Raw genomic sequence first — 17355 nt, forward strand, 5'->3', positions numbered from 1 at the left:
TACGTTTGATTGGTTTTGGAAAAAAAGAAGAATTTAAGAAAGTGCTCGCAATTTTAAGAAAGAAAAAGCCTGATAGGACAAGGGCCCTATGAAATTTGTCGTGTACAGAGTAAAGATTTATAAATCCATTCATCTCGAATTTGACTTAACATTTTCTCAGGCATATTGATATCTTCATGCAATACACCTGCACAACAATAAATTTCTGAAACCTGAATATGATTTAAAAAATCTCGTACCTTGTCTATTTGATCAGGGTCTGATAAGTCAGCTTGTAAATCACACTCTCTAAGCTTCTGGCGACTAATGGCATAAACTTGCTTTGTAGATTGATGAATTAACTGTTTAAAAAGTGCATGACCAATTCCACCTGAAGCCCCAGCAATAACGATACTCATTTGGATCCCCTAAAGATTAATCATTTTTCAAACTTGAGCTTAGACAATAAGATGTGAATTTCATGTCACGAGAATTTTATCGCAATTCCCTTAACTGATTTGAAATAAAAAAGGCACTTAAGAATTTGAAATTCTTAGCATAACAATTAAATATTTTTTTACTTGACCCTATTACAAATCAATAGCAACATGGTTGCAACGACAACGCAAAATACGAATTCCAATGACATATCAATACCATGACGAAACAATCATTACAGAGCTTCCAGAAGACACTGTTTTTGTTTTTGGAAGTAATTTAGCAGGTATTCATGATACTGGAGCTGCACGTATAGCTGCACAACATTTTGCGGCGGTAAAAGGTGTTGGTCGTGGTTGGGCTGGTCAAAGTTTTGCTATTCCAACGCTCAATGAACATTTGCAACAAATGCCTCTTCCACAGATCGAACATTACGTTAATGATTTTAAAATTTATACGAAAAACCATCCCAAAATGAAGTATTTTGTGACCGCACTTGGATGTGGAAGTGCGGGTTATAAATTTTCGGAAATTGCACCGTTGTTTGAAGGCATTTCAAATAATGTGATTTTCCCACAATCCTTCAAACCCTATTTAGAACCTGACCGCAAAAGACTTTTCCCAACATTGACTCAAGAATGGGTGAAAGCTTTTATCAAAAATGAAGTTATTTTTTTTGATGAATACGGTTATCAATCTTATGAAGAAGCTCTCAACACGACTTCGTTGTCACCTGAACAGCAACAAATTGCACTACAAATTTTAAAAGAACCGATGTACCCATGTGATCGGTATGATCGTGGTCGCGAATATGAAATTAACGATACGCTCAAACATTTATCTAGCTTATTTAACTTCGATGAAAATGACGAAAAACCGATGATTTTCATTGGGACGATTATTGCATTGATGGAATTATACGAATTTGATGAAGATGACTTCATTCACCTATGGAATGGAGATATCCAAATTGATCATAGTGTAAATCGTTAATTGATAAGATCAGCTAAACCAAATCTCACAATAATGACAAATACAAGATTTGGTTTACATGGTTCTCTATTTGATAACTGATACACATTGCTTTGTGTATATTTGATTTACATCAATATTATTACAAAAAAATTTTAGCTTTCATCACACTGACTTATTTCTTTCATACTTTATCCGCCTATAATCAACATCTGATGAATAAAAAGCACACATAATAAGGATCAGATTGTGTGATTAAACTTAATCAATAGGGACATCTGAATGAAAGCTCAATATCGTAAATTTATTGTTGCAAGCTCTGCAATTTCGATCATGGTTTTAAGTTATGCTGCGTTTAATCAAAGCAATACAAATCCAACTGCTCCAGTTAAAAACAACTCGATCTATCAAAGTACAACAAACTCTCTATCTACAACTCCATTATCAGTCGCAACACCCAAATTAAAAAGTACGATTCAAGCCCCAACAAATTCAAATACACCGATTAAGAATCAATATATTGTGGTTTTAAATCCATTATCCGAGTTACCGAGTACAGCTGCCAAAAATATCGCTCAACAATTTGGTGGAAAAATTCTATTTGTTTATTCAAAAGCAGTTCGCGGCTTTGCGATCAGTATTCCTGAAACAGCAAGTGAGCAATTTATTCAAGCAATGCAAAGAAATCCTCAAGTTAATTTTATTGAGCAAGATGCTGTCATACAAACTAATCTAACCACTCAGTCAAATCCTTCATGGGGCTTGGATCGAATTGATCAAAACAATCTACCACTCAGCAAAAGCTTCAGTTATGAAAATACTGGTGCAGGTGTTAATGCCTATGTTGTAGACACAGGAATCTTGTCAACACATCAGGAATTTACAGGCAGAATTCAAAATGGTTTTAGTGCGATCAATGATGGTCGAGGGACAGAAGATTGTGATGGTCATGGCACACATGTAGCTGGAACTTTAGCAGGCACCACATATGGTGTAGCTAAAAATAGTCTTATCACCCCAGTGCGCGTTCTAGACTGTAATGGCTCTGGTGCAATGAGTGGCGTCATATCAGGCTTAGACTGGATTATTCAAAATGGTCGCAAACCCGCTGTAGTGAATATGTCACTGGGAGGTAGTGCATACAGCACATTAGATACTGCAGTTGATAATCTCGTGAATAACGGTTTCGTTACTGTGGTCGCTGCAGGTAATTCAAATACCGATGCGTGTAATAGCTCACCTGCACGAGCGGCAAAAGCAATTACAGTTGCAGCAACAGACAGTAGTGATAATCGTGCAAGTTATTCAAACTACGGAAGCTGCGTAGATTTATTTGCACCTGGTAGCAATATTGCATCAGCATGGATTGGTAGCAACACAGCGACAGCCAATTTAAATGGTACGTCGATGGCATCACCTCATGTGGCTGGTGTCGTGGCAACTTTATTAGAAAGCTCCCCTACAGCTACTGTTCAAACAATAACAACTCAGTTACTCAGTTCTGCTACTGCGAATGTTGTATTAAACGTTGCTGGTAGTCCAAATAAGCTTCTTTACAACACTGTGTCGAGCGTAACTCAGCCGACTACTCCGACTTCGATTGTTAGAATTAGCCAATTAACTGGTTCTTCTGTAATCGTTTCAAAGTTAGGAACATGGCGCGCTAATGTCATCGCAACTGTGACTGATTCAAACAATTTACCAATCGCAAATGCGACAGTAAGTGGAGGTTTTAGTGTTGGAGGAACATCAGTAAATTGCACGACAAATTCACAAGGTCAATGCCAATTGAACAGTGGTAATATCAGCCGATTTACGAGCAATACCAAATACAGTGTCAAAAATATTTCAGGTACTAATATGACTTACGCTTCTAGCAGCAATATCGTAAGCTCAGTTACCATTTATCGTTAATAGATAGAACGATTATAAAAAAACCTCGCAAGCTGCGAGGTTTTTTAATTTAATCACACTGTGACTTGATTAACGCTTGCCCATTGAGCGACGTGTGCCACGAGGTGGCATCCAAGTACGATCAGCATACTGTTCAGGTTTTGGTCTCACCTGATTGTGTGTTGACTGCTCATCTGAGTCATCTTGCGCAGATGGCATCGGGAAAGGTAATTTCACCAAAGCTTTTTTGGCTTTTGGTTGTTGCGTACTCATTAAAATTCTCTCGAAATCTAAATTTCTAGCGGCTATTGTAAAGGATTTTTGTATTTTGATAAAAATAAAATATGTAAAAAACAAAATCCTATAAATCTCCAGTATTTGGTAACTTTTTATTCAATTAAGGCAACTTTCGACCACACCTCAGCGTATTTGAGCTAAAATATAATGCTTTTTATTTTTTAATCCCATAAGAAGGAATAATGCCGTGGACGTACGTCTATCTGATCGTGTGAATGCTATCAAACCGTCCCCTACACTAGCAGTTACAAATAAAGCTGCAGAGCTTAAAGCTGCTGGTAAAAACGTGATAGGTTTAGGTGCAGGCGAACCAGACTTTGATACACCTCAACACATCAAAGATGCAGCAATTGAAGCGATTAACAAAGGCTTTACAAAATACACAGCAGTTGACGGCACTCCAAGCTTAAAAAAGGCGATTATTGCGAAATTAAAACGTGATAACAATTTAGATTATCAACCTAACCAGATTTTAGTATCTTGTGGTGGTAAGCAAAGTTTCTTTAATTTGGCTCTTGCGCTCTTAAATAAAGGCGATGAAGTCATAATCCCTGCACCATTTTGGGTAAGTTATCCAGATATGGTGATCATCGCTGAAGGTACGCCAGTGATTGTAAAATGTGGTGAAGAACAACGTTTCAAAATAACACCTGAACAATTAGAAGCTGCGATCACGACAAATACTCGTTTGTTGGTACTTAACAGTCCTTCAAACCCAACAGGTATGATTTATACCAAAGCTGAGTTAGAAGCTCTTGCTGACGTTCTACGCCGTCATCCGCAAGTTTTAATTGCATCAGATGATATGTATGAACCAATCCGCTGGGAAGATGAATTCTATAACATCGCGACGATTGCTCCTGATTTATACGACCGCACTATCGTACTCAATGGCGTATCTAAAGCTTATGCAATGACAGGCTGGCGTATTGGTTATGCTGCAGGTCCAGCAAAACTAATCGGTGCGATGAAAAACATTCAATCACAATCTACATCGAACCCAACTTCAATTTCACAAGTTGCAGCTGAAGCCGCATTAAATGGTCCACAAGACGTCCTTCAACCTATGATTGAAGCATTTAAGCGTCGCCATGACTTAGTTGTGAATGGTCTGAATGAAATCAAAGGTATTTCTTGCTTACCAGCAGATGGTGCATTCTACGCATACGCAAACATTCGCCCATTGATTCGTGCCAAAGGCTTAAAATCTTGCACAGAGTTTTCTGAATGGTTGCTCGAAGAAACTGGTGTAGCTGTTGTACCAGGTGATGCATTTGGTTTAGGTGGCTTTATGCGTATTTCATATGCAACTGCGGATGAAGTGTTGGTAGATGCTCTAACGCGTATTAAAAATGCTGCTGATTCAATCGAAGGCGTTGATGCAGCAATTGCTTCTATTGAAGCAGAGAAAACAGCTTAAATCCTAAAAAACAAATAAAAAAAGACCTGTCTTGTACAGGTCTTTTTTATTTCAGAAATATTAAACCCGTTTTGGACGACTTAATGTCAAATAATGACAATAGAAAGGGAAACTTTCGTTCAAAGCAATTTCTTGGACTTTATTTTCTAAAGTATTCCAAGCATAGGCATAGGCTTGTTTAAATAAACTATTCTTTTTAAACGCGAAAAGAAATAAAGAATTTTGACCATTTACCCCATCTTGTGTTGGCAACAAATAATGCGATTTTGCTAAGGTTTTAAGCTGATGCTCAGTCCATTTATCACTTAGCCAAAGTTGTAATAAATCACCTAAATATAAGCGCTCATCACTAAAACTTGCGAAATGAATATTTGCACTTTCTACGACTTGATAATATTGGGAAGGATCGTTAATTATATTGAGATAATTTTGCTTATAGAAAGAAAAATTTGAAAAAATAGATTCAATACGAAGAGTAGTCATTTCGACCTCCGATTTAGCCATTTTAGTGCTGGCAAGTTGGGTTAAATCCACACTGTTTAGACTGATCTAAACACTTTTGTTAAATCAAAATCTAACAACAGCCTCATCAAAATTCAAGTTTTTTTTATAGACTTTGCTCAACTGTGCAAATAAAAAGCATCCAACATCAAAATATAAGAAACTTGATGTTTTTCGCTTGACCGATTTTAAAAGCCGCCTATAATGGCACTCAGATTCTCCCATAGCTCAGTCGGTAGAGCGACGGACTGTTAATCCGCAGGTCCCTGGTTCGAGCCCAGGTGGGAGAGCCAAGATTCAAAAAGCCTTTATCTTTGATAAAGGCTTTTTTATTGCAGATATAAAATTTAAATGCCCCTATTTCTAGAGGCATCTTGATCAATTCATTTTTTAAGCAGCAATATTTGCAGGAATGCCACTATGAAAACGGAAAGTATCATCTGGGCTTAAAATTAAATTCTTTTCAACCTCACGTATATGATCAATACGCTTCTGAATATTCTCTTCAGGGTCTTTCAATTTTGCTGTTTTAGCTACATCTAAAGCCAGCGCTAAATAATCTTCAAAATGACGAGACTCTGATTTAAGCAAATATCGATAATATCGCCCTAACTCATCATCAACCTTCGGTGCGAGTGAATAAAATCGCTCACACGAACGCGCCTCGACAAATGCACCAATGATCATCACATCAATCAAAGCTTCAGGCTCATAAGTACGAATTTCTTTGCGTAGCTCCCCTGCATACCGCCCTGCACTTAAACCTTTCCACTCTAAACCACGTTTAGTCATGAACTCTAACACTTGCTCATAGTGCAGCATTTCTTCACGAACTAATTGTGCTAACTTTACTTGTAGGTCAGTAAAAAAACTATAACGGAACATTAAGTTCATCGCTGTTCCCGCAGCCTTTTTTTCACAATTCGCATGGTCTTGCATTAAGATATCTAAGTGATTAACAGCTTCATCTAACCAAGCTTGAGGAGTCGTACACCCTAAGAAATCAATAACAGGTTGCATTAACTCATCGTAGTTTAAATTGCTCATCCAATTATCTCTCAGCCACCTGAATTGCTGCTTTCATATCTTTGACTGCTTGGGCTAAACCTACAAATATACTATCGGCAATAATTGAGTGCCCAATATTGAGTTCATGAATTTGTGGAATCGCAGCAATGGGTGCAACATTATTGAGGTTCAAACCATGTCCTGCATTCACAACTAGCCCTTTAGCTGCTGCATATTCAGCACCTTTGATAATGCGTTCCAATTCAGCATGTTGTTCTGCTTCAGTTTCAGCATCAGCATAAGCACCCGTATGAATCTCAATGGTTGGAACACCGCATGCTACTGCAGCATCAATTTGAGCAAAATCAGCATCAATAAATAAAGATACATCACTACCAATCGCTTTGAGTGCCTCAGTAGCCGCTTTGACTTTATCAAAATGACCTACCACATCCAAGCCACCTTCAGTCGTTACTTCTTGGCGACGCTCTGGAACAAAACATACATGTTGTGGTTTGATTTCTTTGGCAAACTCAACCATTTCATCGGTAACTGCCAATTCAAGATTCATACGTGTTTTCAATAAAGGACGCATACGGCGAACATCATCATCTTGTATATGACGACGGTCTTCACGCAAATGCAAAGTGATCCCCTCAGCGCCTGCTTCTTCACAGATTAAAGCAGCTTGAACTGGATCAGGATAAGTAGTACCACGTGCTTGTCTTAATGTCGCAACATGATCAATATTTACACCCAATATTGCAGCCATAAAAATATCCTATAGGTTATTACACAAAGCAGTTCAGATACTGCCTCAAGAGAATTAAGATTGAGTATTTTGAATCCACAATTGCCGACTTTTTAAAGGGCGATCACCCAATAATGCGCTAATCATCTGACGATATAGTTTACTCAATAATTGCAATTGCTCGTTAGCAAAATCCTGTCCAAGCTCATAACTTTGCATCGATGCGATTAAACGTCCTTCTAACGTAGCTCTAGATGCTTGCGCAACAGGCATAAAACCATCATTCAGTTGAAATTGGTAATGCTGAAAAGCAAGAATTTCTTGTTGATTTGCATCAATCGAAAAATCTATTGCATAACCAAGTTCTTGCAATAGAACATGTTCAAATTGACGTAAAATCTGTTTCAAAAATACTGAGGCTTGCGGATGTGAAGCTAATTGTTGTAACTGCAACAATATCACTTGGTATTGTTGAAAAGTTTGCGACATGGCTTCTTCTAGGGGACATAAACGCAATACAATTTCATTTAAATAAAATCCAGCAAAAAAAGCATCACCATGAAAAAAAACAGGCTGATTTAGAATTTCTAATTTAGTGAAATTTTTGAGTTCCGACTTACCTGAAGCTTGTAAGCGAATTGGCTGGTATTGTGGAGGAGGCGTTTGCCTTAAAATTCCATCCACGCGCCCATATTCTTGTGTAAACAAATGCACAATATGACTTTTTTCACGGTATTTACGATGGTGAATTAAATAACCATGTAGAACTTCATTGCGCATCATATGACAAGATCAGTCCTTGTCTTCCTCATTGTCTTTCTGCTCTTCATCATCACCATCAGGAATGACTGCACCAACTACAACAGCAGTTCCTTTTACCACACCTTTAGTAGTCTTGTAGGCAACTTTAACAGGTACGGTTACAAGTTTGTGAATACAACCTTGTAACATGAATACACACATCAGGATAGCAAATACATGTATTGATTTTTTCATACCTGTTTCCTCGTACATTATTGCTTAGATGTCACTATAACCCAAGCTTTTGAGCGCACGCTCATCATCAGACCATCCGCCTTTAACTTTCACCCAAAGCGTCAACATGATCTTTTGTTCAAACATTTTTTCCATGTCTGTACGTGCATCCATACCAATACTTTTTAGTTTCGCACCTTTGTCTCCGATGACAATTGCTTTTTGACCTTGGCGCTCCACAAAAATCGTTGCATCAATATAAGTACAAGGTGGCTTTAGACGACCAGTTTTTTCATTTACTGTCGCTTCTTCTGTTTTAAACGATTCAATTTGTACCGTTAAATCATATGGAAGTTCTTCACCCAACTGACGCATAATTTTCTCACGAATAATTTCACTCGCAAGAAAACGTTCAGAACGATCGGTAATTTGGTCTAATGAATATAAAGGGGCTTGATAAGGCAAATATTTTTCAATGGTGTCACGCAAATGTTCTAGATTAGCGCCACGTAGTGCCGATACTGGAACAATTTCAGCAAAGTCCATTAATTTTGCACGCTCACGAATTAACGGTAGCGCTTCATTCTTATTTTCAAAAGTGTCTAGTTTATTGATTACCAGAATGACCGGCATTTCTGCATTCTTAAGCTTCTCTAAAACCAACTCATCATTTTGAGTCCATTTTTGAGCATCGACCACAAATAAAACTAGATTCACATCTCGTAATGCTGAATGTGCAGCACGATTCATCATTTTATTAATCGCACGCACTTCTTTTTTGTGCATCCCAGGCGTATCTACAAATACAGCCTGAGATTTCTCACGTGAATCAATACCGACAATTTTATGACGTGTAGTTTGTGGCTTACGTGAAGTGATCGAAAGCTTTTGACCTAGCAAGTGATTCATTAATGTAGATTTACCAACATTAGGACGACCCACAATTGCAACGAAACCGCTTTTAAAGTCGGAAGGAATTGTTGTCCCTTGCGAGCTAAAGAACTGATCAATTAAATTATTACCATCTTGCGACTCAATTGCATCTGGCTTATTTTCATCTGAATGAGACATTCGGTTATTGCTCCAATAATTTTAAAATTTCGGCTGCTGCAGTTTGTTCAGCAAAACGCCGACTTGAGCCCTCACCAATAAATTTTGGCATCCCTTCAACATTGCATTCAACTTTGAAATGTTGGTTAGGTGCATCACCTTGAATATCTACAACCTCGTAAACTGGGAGAGGTTTTTTACGTGCTTGTAAATACTCTTGCAGGCGTGATTTCGGATCTTTGAGCTGATCTGTCGGTTCGATATGATCTAGATAAGGCTCATACCATTTTAACACAATGCTTTGCAGTAGATTTAGGTCATTACTATCTAAATAAATCGCACCAATAATTGCTTCCACAGTATCAGCTAAAATAGACTCTCGATGATGTCCACCTGATTTTAGCTCACCTGTACTTAAGATTAATGACCGACTCAGCTGTAGGTCATTCGCAATTTTCCCCAAAGCTTCTTGACGAACCAAAGTCGCACGCATTCGCGTTAAACGTCCTTCATTCTCTTTAGGGTAGGTGTGATACAGATAATTAGCGATGATCATCCCTAATAATGAATCGCCTAGAAATTCTAGGCGCTCATAGTTATGCTTATGGCTCACAGAACGGTGAGTCAATGCCAGTTTTAACAAATCAAATTGTTGAAACTGATGACCTATTCGATTCTGTAGTCGAGCATCATTCAGCTTGTTGTTTGGCAGATTTTTGGTCAAAAGTCTTCTCAAAAGTCATAACTAAACTAATATTGAGCATGAAAGGCTTACGCACTTCATACTTTTTCTTTACGATTAAATCATCTTTGTAAGTTACCACCGCGATATCTTTAAAGTACAAATCTCGCACCCCATTCATATCTAAACGCTGGTCCATCTGTTTGGCAAACTTTGCTGGTGTGATATTTTCTGGACTATCCTTTAATACACCTTCAATTTGTGTATTGATGATTTTATCGTCCCAATACGCTGGCCATATCGCAATGGCAGCTTTAACTGCAATTGCAAAAAGAACCACCCCAAATAAAATAGCAATATACGAAGCCCCTTGCTGAGATTTACGCATTTTATATTTCCTATGTGTTTTTATTAATCAATTTTACCATTTCGGTTAAAACTTGGAAGATTAAAACCAGGCTCTTTATGCATCCAAATATAGAATGCTCGTCCAGTTAAATTTTCTTCCGGTACAAATCCCCAAAAACGACTGTCCGCACTTTGATCACGGTTATCACCCATTGCGAAGTATTGCCCTTTCGGTACAGTTACTTCCCAATCTTGACCATTACTTTGAATGAATACGTCATTTGCTTTTGCAACAAATGGTACTAAAGCTTCAGCACCTTTTAACTGAGCGAATTGATATTGTTCTGCTAGCGGGTTACGCCCATCTAGATAACGAATCAAATGCTGATGCTCACCCAAAGTCTCTTTAAAATAATACACAGTCGGTGTTTCTAATTGATCTTTTGCTCGATTTACTTCAGTGGCAACTTTGGCTATTTGTTTACCATTGATAATCAATTGCCCAGATTTAAACTGGATATGGTCTCCAGGTAATCCAACTACACGCTTAATATAGCTAATTGTGGGCTGTGGCGGATATCTAAAAACAATTACTTCCCCACGCTTTGGCTCACCGACATCGAGTACTTTTGAGTTCACAATGGGTAAACGCACGCCATAATCAAATTTGTTGACCAAAATAAAATCCCCAGTCTCCAAGGTTGGCACCATAGAGTCTGAAGGAATATTAAATGGCTCATATAAGAATGAACGTAAAACCAAAACAACAGCTAAAACTGGCCAGAAGTCATAGGCCCATGTGATAATAAAATTTTCCTGATCACGACCTTTATTTGCACGCTGTTTAAATACAAACTTATCAAGCAACCACACTAGAAAAAAAATCAGTGTGGCAGGTACTAAAATCAAATTAAAATCAAAATCCATGGGTGAGTCCTAATTATTTCTTTATCGTTCGACTTTCAATACAGCTAAGAAAGCTTCTTGTGGGATTTCAACACTTCCCACCTGCTTCATGCGCTTCTTACCTTCTTTCTGTTTTGAAAGTAATTTCTTCTTACGAGACACGTCACCACCGTAACATTTTGCCAATACGTTTTTACGCATCGCTTTTACAGTAGAACGAGCAATAATTTGTGCGCCAATCGCTGCCTGAATTGCAACATCGAACATTTGACGAGGGATCAAATCCTTCATCTTTTCAACCAAAGCGATTCCGCGATGGCGAGCATCCTGACGATGACAAATCATCGCTAAAGCATCAACTTTCTCACCATTAATTAATACATCAACCTTAACTAAAGATGAACTCTCAAAACGTACGAAGTTGTAATCGAGCGATGCAAAACCACGTGAGCAAGACTTCAATCGATCAAAGAAGTCCATTACCACTTCAGCCATCGGGATTTCAAATGTGATAGACACTTGGTTTCCAAGGAATTTCATATCCTTTTGCACACCACGACGCTCTACACACAAAGTCATCACATTGCCTAGATACTCTTGAGGAACAAGAATATGACATTCTGCTATTGGTTCACGCAAATCTTCGACTGTTGATCCATCTGGCATTTTTGATGGACTGTCGATATAGATAGTTTCACCCTTTTTGGTGAGTGCTTCATAAATTACGGTAGGTGCTGAACTAATTAAATCTAAATCATACTCACGCTCTAAACGTTCCTGTACGATTTCCATATGCAACATACCAAGGAAGCCGCAACGGAATCCGAAACCTAATGCATCTGAGCTTTCAGGTTCAAAAAACAATGCCGAGTCGTTAATTTGCAGCTTTTGTAATGCTTCACGGAATGGTTCAAAGTCGCTAGAATCAATCGGGAAAAGACCTGCATAAACCTGCGGTTTAACCTTTTTGAAACCTGGTAGAGTGGCAACATCAGGTGTCGATGATAAAGTAATGGTATCACCTACTGGTGCACCAAAAATATCCTTAATCCCCGCAATAACGAAACCTACTTCACCAGCTTCTAGGATATCGGTCTCAGTATGCTTAGGATTAAAAACACCAACTGAGGTAACTGGATGTGTTTGACCAGTCGATTTCACCAGCATTTTATCGCCTTTGCGAATACGACCTTGTTTAATACGAACAAGTGAAACCACACCGAGATAATTATCAAACCATGAATCAATGATTAAAGCTTTTAATGGAGCTTCACGATCACCTTCAGGTGCTGGAATAACATCAACCAAACGCTCTAAAACACCTTCTACACCCAAGCCAGTTTTTGCTGAACATGTTGGAGCATCAGTTGCTTCAATACCAATGATTTCTTCAATCTCGTGAATAACACGCTCTGGCTCAGCTTGTGGAAGATCAATCTTATTTAAGATTGGTAATACCTCCAAGCCCTGCTCAATTGCTGTATAACAGTTCGCTACAGACTGAGCCTCAACACCCTGTGCAGCATCGACCACCAGTAATGCACCTTCACAAGCAGCTAAAGAACGTGATACTTCATATGAGAAATCTACGTGGCCTGGCGTATCAATAAAGTTAAGCTGATATTCTTGACCATTTGGATGTGTGTAGTACAAAGTAACGGATGCAGCTTTAATGGTAATCCCACGTTCGCGCTCGAGCTCCATTGAATCCAGTACTTGGGCTTGCATTTCACGATCTTGCAAACCACCACACATTTGAATAAAACGGTCAGCCAAAGTGGACTTACCATGGTCAATATGAGCAATGATCGAGAAATTTCGTATATTTTTGATATCTACGGATTTTTTAGCTTGCGCCATGGGTTACCTTGAGAATATTGAACGCTCATAACTTTTTAGTTGCTATAAGCCAAAACGGTTTAACAAAATTGTTGCCGATTATAACAGAAGCCAATTTTAAAGTATTCAAAATAATTATCTTGCTTTCAAAACCTATAGCTTTAGCTTACTCGCGAAGTAACTTAATCCACTTGATGGTATAAGACTGAGAAATCCATAGGATCGAGCTGAGCGAAAATAGGTTGATATGCTTGTGTGAAGCTTGGTGACATACGTTTTGGACGCCCTGTCGAAATTTCAATACAAGCCCACTTAGTATTACCCATAAAAATAATGCTTTGATCTTTAGGTCGATAAAATGCGTACTGACGAAATGAATACAGTGCATTTAGATCGTCTAGCCAAGTTCTTAAAATAATTTCCTCACCTTCAAGCGCAGCTTTCCGATATTGGACATGATGCTCGACTGCCACCATCGCATGCTTAAGTTCAAAATACTGTTTTAACCCCAAACCTAAAGCTTCGATATGTGCTGCAGCTACGTCTTGCATCCATTGAACATACATCACATTGTTAACATGACCCAATACATCTATATGTTTAGCTTCTACTTGAATTTTTAAATCAAAAATTGTGCTCATATTACTTGTTAATCACTCAATTCAACGATCATGGCATACACTAGTGTAATCTAGCTCCAATTTCAAAAATAAAAACCACCCAAAATTTGGGTGGTTTCATGACCATGGATCTTATTTAAGGTAAGCGTAAACCTAAAATTGCACGTTGCCCCTGACGAATAATAGCAACTCGCGCAACGCTATTTTTTGGCAAAGCAGCTACCGTTTTTGCAAACATCTGACTGTTAGTGATCGGAATTCCGTTCACCTGAATAATCACATCGCCCGCGACGATATTGGACAATGATGCTAATCCACCACGCTTAACATCTTGAACTAGAATTCCACCATTAACATCCAAGCGAGCTTGCTCTGCTTGAGTTAAATTACTGATACTCATCCCTAAACCACTTGTTGGATTATTCTTATCTTCTGCAGCTGGCGTATCATCTGGCGCGGTACCAAGTGTTGCCGATATAGTACGAGTTCTATCATCTCGTAAAACATCTAATTGGATCGTTTGGTTCGGGGCTACCCGATTAAGCACATTTAGCAAATCACTTGTGCGCAGAATTGAATTTCCATTGATTTTCAAAATCACATCACCCGACTTCAGACCTGCTTTTTCAGCTGGCGATTTAGGTGTAACTTGTGTGATGAGGGAACCTTCAGGTTTTGGTAATTTATAAGCCTCTGCTAGGTTACGATCAATATCTTGCAACATCACACCAAGATAAGAACGTGTCACTTTACCATTCACTTTTAATTGCTGAACAACATCCATCGCAACATCAATAGGAATAGAGAATGACAATCCCATATAACCTCCAGTTCCACTGAAGATACGAGAGTTAACACCAATCACTTCACCTTGTTGATTGAACAAAGGGCCACCAGAGTTACCTGGATTTAAAGCGGCATCTGTTTGAATAAATGGAACAGAAGTTTCACCACTCATATTTCGAGACTTTGCACTCACAATTCCAGCTGAAGCTGAATAATCAAAACCAAATGGCGAACCAATCGCGAGAACAGGCTCACCAACTTTGAGTCGATTCACATCACCAATTTTTAATTCAGGAAAGTTATTGCCATTCACTTTGAGAACAGCAACATCTGTTCGCTCGTCACTTCCCACTAAGGTTGCATCGAGTTCACGACGATCATTTAGGGTGATACTAATTCTGGATGCATTCTCAATTACATGATGGTTAGTAACTAAATAACCATCTTTACTAATGAAAAATGCGCTGCCGTAGGCAGTTTTTTCTTGTGGTCCCTGCTGCTGTGGGATAATGATCTGATTACCAAAAAAACGACGTAGTATTTCTGGTACTTGTTGCTGTAACAACTCTTCCTGAGTCATTTTCTTGACAACATTTACACTCACTACCGCAGGACTAACCTGTTCCACGAGGTTTGAAAAATCTACTGGTGACGCAGCATTTACTTGTGCAGCTGCTACTGTAAATACCGCAGTGAACAATCCTTGTTGTATATATCGACTTTTCATAGAAGCAAGAACCTACATACTGATGATCGAATAGAAATTTAAGCTAATGTTTTATCATAAGCTACATTTTTATTTCGTTAAAAAATGTTTGTATTTTCGAGGTATACAGACAAATTTAAAAATAAAATTATGGAGAAAATGTGGAGAAATATATTCTTCCTAATTACAGCTTGAGTTTCTATTGAATTACTTAAATAGAAATTAAAACCATGTTGCTTCACGTAACTTATGTTCAATCTGTGTGAAAAGTTTAATTCTTGGCATATAGACTAATTATCTGGTTATTCGCTAAAAATTCGCGCAATTCTAAGCAGAATAGCACTTGCCTTTTTTACAAAAAAGCGGTGTCATTAGCGAACGTTTGATATTGAAGCAGATCGACATGCCTGATTTAGAAACAATTCATCATTTTGACGTGATTATTGTAGGCAGTGGTGGTGCAGGTTTAAGTCTCGCACTTTCTTTACCTCATCATTATAACATTGCAATCTTAGCTAAGGCTGAACTAACTGAAGCTAGCACTTACTATGCTCAAGGTGGTGTTGCTGCGGTATTGGATGAGACTGATTCAATTCAACAACATATTAATGACACTATGATTGCAGGCGGACATCTTTGTGAGCTAGATGCTGTCAAACATACGGTTGAAGGTGGTAAGCCTTCTGTAGATTTCTTATTAAAACAAGGCGTCCAGTTCACTCTAGACGATGATGAACAACTTCATCTCACCCGTGAAGGTGGCCATTCGCAGCGTCGAATCATTCACTCGGCTGATGCAACTGGTAAAGCCATTTCAACGACCCTAGTTGAACGTGCGAAAGAACGTAAAAATATCACTATCTTTGAAAACTACATTGCAATTGATCTTATTACCTTGCACAAACTTGGTCATCTAGATCAAACCAACCGTGCAATAGGTTTATATGCTCTCAATGAAAAGACTGAGCAAGTTCATACTTTCTTAGCACCTTTTACTGCATTAGCATGTGGCGGTGCAATGAAGGCATATCTCTATACATCTAATCCAGATATTGCTACAGGTGATGGTATTGCGATGGCGTATCGTGCAGGCTGTCGTGTAGCAAACATGGAGTTTAATCAATTCCACCCAACGTGTTTATACCACCCTAAAGCACGCTCTTTCTTAATTACTGAAGCAATGCGTGGTGAAGGTGCGTACTTACGTCTACCTGACGGCGAGCGTTTTATGCTTCGTTTTGACGAACGCGCTGAACTGGCGCCACGCGATATTGTGGCACGTACCATCGACCATGAAATCAAACGTCTAGGTATTCGTCATGTGTGGTTAGACATTACACATAAATCACCTGAGTTTATTATTGAACACTTCCCTACTCTATATGCTCGCTTGCTTGAACTCGGAATTGATATTACCAAAGACATGATTCCTGTTGTTCCTGCTGCTCACTATACCTGTGGTGGTGTAGTTGTAGATTCTAATAGCCAAACTGATCTTGATGGTTTGTATGCGATTGGTGAAACTTCTTATACAGGTTTACACGGCGCAAATCGTATGGCGAGTAACTCGTTACTTGAATGTTTCGTTTATGGTATGAGTGCAGCAGATGACATTCAAAGCAAACATAACCTGAGCTTTCAATTTCCAAACGTACCATCTTGGGATGAATCGCAGGTGACTGATGCTGACGAAGATGTTGTGATCTTACAAAACTGGGATGAACTACGTTCAACCATGTGGAACTACGTCGGTATTGTTCGTACGACTAAACGACTACAACGTGCGTTACATCGTATCGAGATGTTGAAGCGTGAAATCAATGAATACTATCAAGATTACCGAGTCAGTAAGAACCTGATCGAATTGCGTAACCTCGTTTTAGTTTCTGAAATGATTGTACGTTGCGCGATGGAACGTAAGGAATCACGTGGTTTGCATTACACGCTCGATTATCCTGAACTCTCAAATGAAATTCGCAAAACGGTTCTAACACCACCGAACTTTAAGGTGGAACAGCCATTGGTGAACAACTCAGTTGAATGACACAACTCAATCATTTAATGATTTTTTATATTAGACTTCTTGCAAAAATCAAAAAACGATCAACGTTTTGTTTGTTTTTTATCCACATTAAAAAGTCATGTTCTACTATCATGAGTACATGAAATATGAAAAAGTAAAGA

General features: G+C 38.5%; 18 protein-coding genes and 1 tRNA gene. 5 read left to right on the forward strand and 14 right to left on the reverse strand.

Annotation, left to right across the window (positions count from 1 at the left end; all coding sequences use genetic code 11):
* Positions 1–86: 86 nt before the first annotated feature.
* Positions 87–398, reverse strand: coding sequence for an NAD-dependent epimerase/dehydratase family protein (locus ACSC97_RS14655; RefSeq protein ID WP_436661652.1), 312 nt, complete (start codon positions 396–398; stop codon positions 87–89).
* 223 nt (positions 399–621) lie between these two features.
* Here ACSC97_RS14655 and ACSC97_RS14660 point away from each other — a divergent pair, with 223 nt between their 5' ends.
* Positions 622–1410 (forward strand): A1S_2505 family phage non-structural protein, encoded by a 789-nt coding sequence (locus tag ACSC97_RS14660; RefSeq protein ID WP_416686785.1) that lies wholly within the window; start codon positions 622–624, stop codon positions 1408–1410.
* A 261-nt stretch (positions 1411–1671) separates the two neighbouring features.
* Positions 1672–3303, forward strand: a complete 1632-nt coding sequence (locus tag ACSC97_RS14665) for a S8 family peptidase (protein WP_436661655.1) — start codon at positions 1672–1674, stop codon at positions 3301–3303.
* Positions 3304–3372: 69 nt separating this feature from the next.
* Here the strand turns inward: ACSC97_RS14665 and ACSC97_RS14670 are convergent, their stop codons facing one another.
* On the reverse strand, positions 3373–3555 hold the full coding sequence (locus tag ACSC97_RS14670) for a hypothetical protein (protein ID WP_004913435.1): 183 nt from the start codon (positions 3553–3555) through the stop codon (positions 3373–3375).
* 211 nt (positions 3556–3766) lie between these two features.
* On the opposite strand from ACSC97_RS14670, the gene ACSC97_RS14675 reads away from it, so the two are divergent.
* Complete coding sequence (locus ACSC97_RS14675) at positions 3767–4999, forward strand: pyridoxal phosphate-dependent aminotransferase (RefSeq protein ID WP_436661657.1); 1233 nt, start codon at positions 3767–3769, stop codon at positions 4997–4999.
* Between the two features lie 60 nt (positions 5000–5059).
* Here ACSC97_RS14675 and ACSC97_RS14680 read toward each other — a convergent pair whose 3' ends face one another.
* On the reverse strand, positions 5060–5482 hold the full coding sequence (locus ACSC97_RS14680; protein WP_004953089.1) for a hypothetical protein: 423 nt from the start codon (positions 5480–5482) through the stop codon (positions 5060–5062).
* Positions 5483–5717: 235 nt separating this feature from the next.
* Between ACSC97_RS14680 and ACSC97_RS14685 the strand changes: the two genes are divergently transcribed.
* Positions 5718–5793 (forward strand) — tRNA-Asn (locus ACSC97_RS14685).
* A gap of 97 nt (positions 5794–5890) precedes the next feature.
* On the opposite strand, the gene ACSC97_RS14690 is transcribed toward ACSC97_RS14685, so the two are convergent.
* From ACSC97_RS14690 to ACSC97_RS14740, 11 genes are all read right to left on the reverse strand, one after another.
* Positions 5891–6547, reverse strand: coding sequence for a tRNA-(ms[2]io[6]A)-hydroxylase (locus ACSC97_RS14690; protein WP_005402967.1), 657 nt, complete (start codon positions 6545–6547; stop codon positions 5891–5893).
* 4 nt (positions 6548–6551) lie between these two features.
* Positions 6552–7280: a pyridoxine 5'-phosphate synthase gene (gene pdxJ, locus ACSC97_RS14695; protein ID WP_436661660.1), complete on the reverse strand. Its 729-nt coding sequence runs from the start codon at positions 7278–7280 to the stop codon at positions 6552–6554.
* A 54-nt stretch (positions 7281–7334) separates the two neighbouring features.
* A complete protein-coding gene (recO, locus tag ACSC97_RS14700; protein ID WP_436661662.1) occupies positions 7335–8042 on the reverse strand; it encodes a DNA repair protein RecO in 708 nt (235 codons plus the stop codon).
* Positions 8043–8051: 9 nt separating this feature from the next.
* On the reverse strand, positions 8052–8255 hold the full coding sequence (locus tag ACSC97_RS14705) for an NF038104 family lipoprotein (RefSeq protein WP_004953083.1): 204 nt from the start codon (positions 8253–8255) through the stop codon (positions 8052–8054).
* A gap of 24 nt (positions 8256–8279) precedes the next feature.
* Positions 8280–9305, reverse strand: a complete 1026-nt coding sequence (gene era, locus ACSC97_RS14710; RefSeq protein ID WP_087540055.1) for a GTPase Era — start codon at positions 9303–9305, stop codon at positions 8280–8282.
* Between the two features lie 4 nt (positions 9306–9309).
* A complete protein-coding gene (gene rnc, locus ACSC97_RS14715; protein WP_004913454.1) occupies positions 9310–10008 on the reverse strand; it encodes a ribonuclease III in 699 nt (232 codons plus the stop codon).
* Positions 9974–10354, reverse strand: a complete 381-nt coding sequence (locus ACSC97_RS14720) for a DUF4845 domain-containing protein (protein ID WP_004913455.1) — start codon at positions 10352–10354, stop codon at positions 9974–9976. Before ACSC97_RS14720 ends, rnc begins: the two co-directional genes overlap by 35 nt.
* A gap of 23 nt (positions 10355–10377) precedes the next feature.
* Complete coding sequence (lepB, locus tag ACSC97_RS14725; RefSeq protein ID WP_075696287.1) at positions 10378–11241, reverse strand: signal peptidase I; 864 nt, start codon at positions 11239–11241, stop codon at positions 10378–10380.
* Between the two features lie 21 nt (positions 11242–11262).
* Positions 11263–13080: a translation elongation factor 4 gene (gene lepA, locus ACSC97_RS14730; RefSeq protein WP_436661666.1), complete on the reverse strand. Its 1818-nt coding sequence runs from the start codon at positions 13078–13080 to the stop codon at positions 11263–11265.
* 161 nt (positions 13081–13241) lie between these two features.
* Positions 13242–13700 carry an acyl-CoA thioesterase gene (locus ACSC97_RS14735; RefSeq protein WP_436661668.1) on the reverse strand — a complete coding sequence of 153 codons (459 nt, stop codon included), beginning with the start codon at positions 13698–13700 and terminating at the stop codon, positions 13242–13244.
* Positions 13701–13815: 115 nt separating this feature from the next.
* Positions 13816–15192: a Do family serine endopeptidase gene (locus ACSC97_RS14740; protein WP_436661670.1), complete on the reverse strand. Its 1377-nt coding sequence runs from the start codon at positions 15190–15192 to the stop codon at positions 13816–13818.
* A 376-nt stretch (positions 15193–15568) separates the two neighbouring features.
* On the opposite strand from ACSC97_RS14740, the gene nadB reads away from it, so the two are divergent.
* On the forward strand, positions 15569–17215 hold the full coding sequence (nadB, locus tag ACSC97_RS14745) for an L-aspartate oxidase (RefSeq protein ID WP_378224655.1): 1647 nt from the start codon (positions 15569–15571) through the stop codon (positions 17213–17215).
* The last annotated feature ends 140 nt before the right edge of the window (positions 17216–17355 follow it).

The organism is Acinetobacter sp. P1(2025) (assembly GCF_051390655.1).
Lineage (GTDB): Bacteria > Pseudomonadota > Gammaproteobacteria > Pseudomonadales > Moraxellaceae > Acinetobacter > Acinetobacter junii.

Bases quoted from the DNA above. Each gene is read 5' to 3' on its own strand.
- ACSC97_RS14655 (WP_436661652.1), bottom strand. From the start codon at position 398: ATGAGTATCGTTATTGCTGGGGCTTCAGGTGGAATTGGTCATGCACTT.
- ACSC97_RS14660 (WP_416686785.1), top strand. From the start codon at position 622: ATGACATATCAATACCATGACGAAACAATCATTACAGAGCTTCCAGAA.
- ACSC97_RS14665 (WP_436661655.1), top strand. From the start codon at position 1,672: ATGAAAGCTCAATATCGTAAATTTATTGTTGCAAGCTCTGCAATTTCG.
- ACSC97_RS14670 (WP_004913435.1), bottom strand. From the start codon at position 3,555: ATGAGTACGCAACAACCAAAAGCCAAAAAAGCTTTGGTGAAATTACCT.
- ACSC97_RS14680 (WP_004953089.1), bottom strand. From the start codon at position 5,482: ATGACTACTCTTCGTATTGAATCTATTTTTTCAAATTTTTCTTTCTAT.
- ACSC97_RS14690 (WP_005402967.1), bottom strand. From the start codon at position 6,547: ATGAGCAATTTAAACTACGATGAGTTAATGCAACCTGTTATTGATTTC.
- pdxJ (WP_436661660.1), bottom strand. From the start codon at position 7,280: ATGGCTGCAATATTGGGTGTAAATATTGATCATGTTGCGACATTAAGA.
- recO (WP_436661662.1), bottom strand. From the start codon at position 8,042: ATGATGCGCAATGAAGTTCTACATGGTTATTTAATTCACCATCGTAAA.
- ACSC97_RS14705 (WP_004953083.1), bottom strand. From the start codon at position 8,255: ATGAAAAAATCAATACATGTATTTGCTATCCTGATGTGTGTATTCATG.
- era (WP_087540055.1), bottom strand. From the start codon at position 9,305: ATGTCTCATTCAGATGAAAATAAGCCAGATGCAATTGAGTCGCAAGAT.
- ACSC97_RS14720 (WP_004913455.1), bottom strand. From the start codon at position 10,354: ATGCGTAAATCTCAGCAAGGGGCTTCGTATATTGCTATTTTATTTGGG.
- lepB (WP_075696287.1), bottom strand. From the start codon at position 11,241: ATGGATTTTGATTTTAATTTGATTTTAGTACCTGCCACACTGATTTTT.
- lepA (WP_436661666.1), bottom strand. From the start codon at position 13,080: ATGGCGCAAGCTAAAAAATCCGTAGATATCAAAAATATACGAAATTTC.
- ACSC97_RS14735 (WP_436661668.1), bottom strand. From the start codon at position 13,700: ATGAGCACAATTTTTGATTTAAAAATTCAAGTAGAAGCTAAACATATA.
- ACSC97_RS14740 (WP_436661670.1), bottom strand. From the start codon at position 15,192: ATGAAAAGTCGATATATACAACAAGGATTGTTCACTGCGGTATTTACA.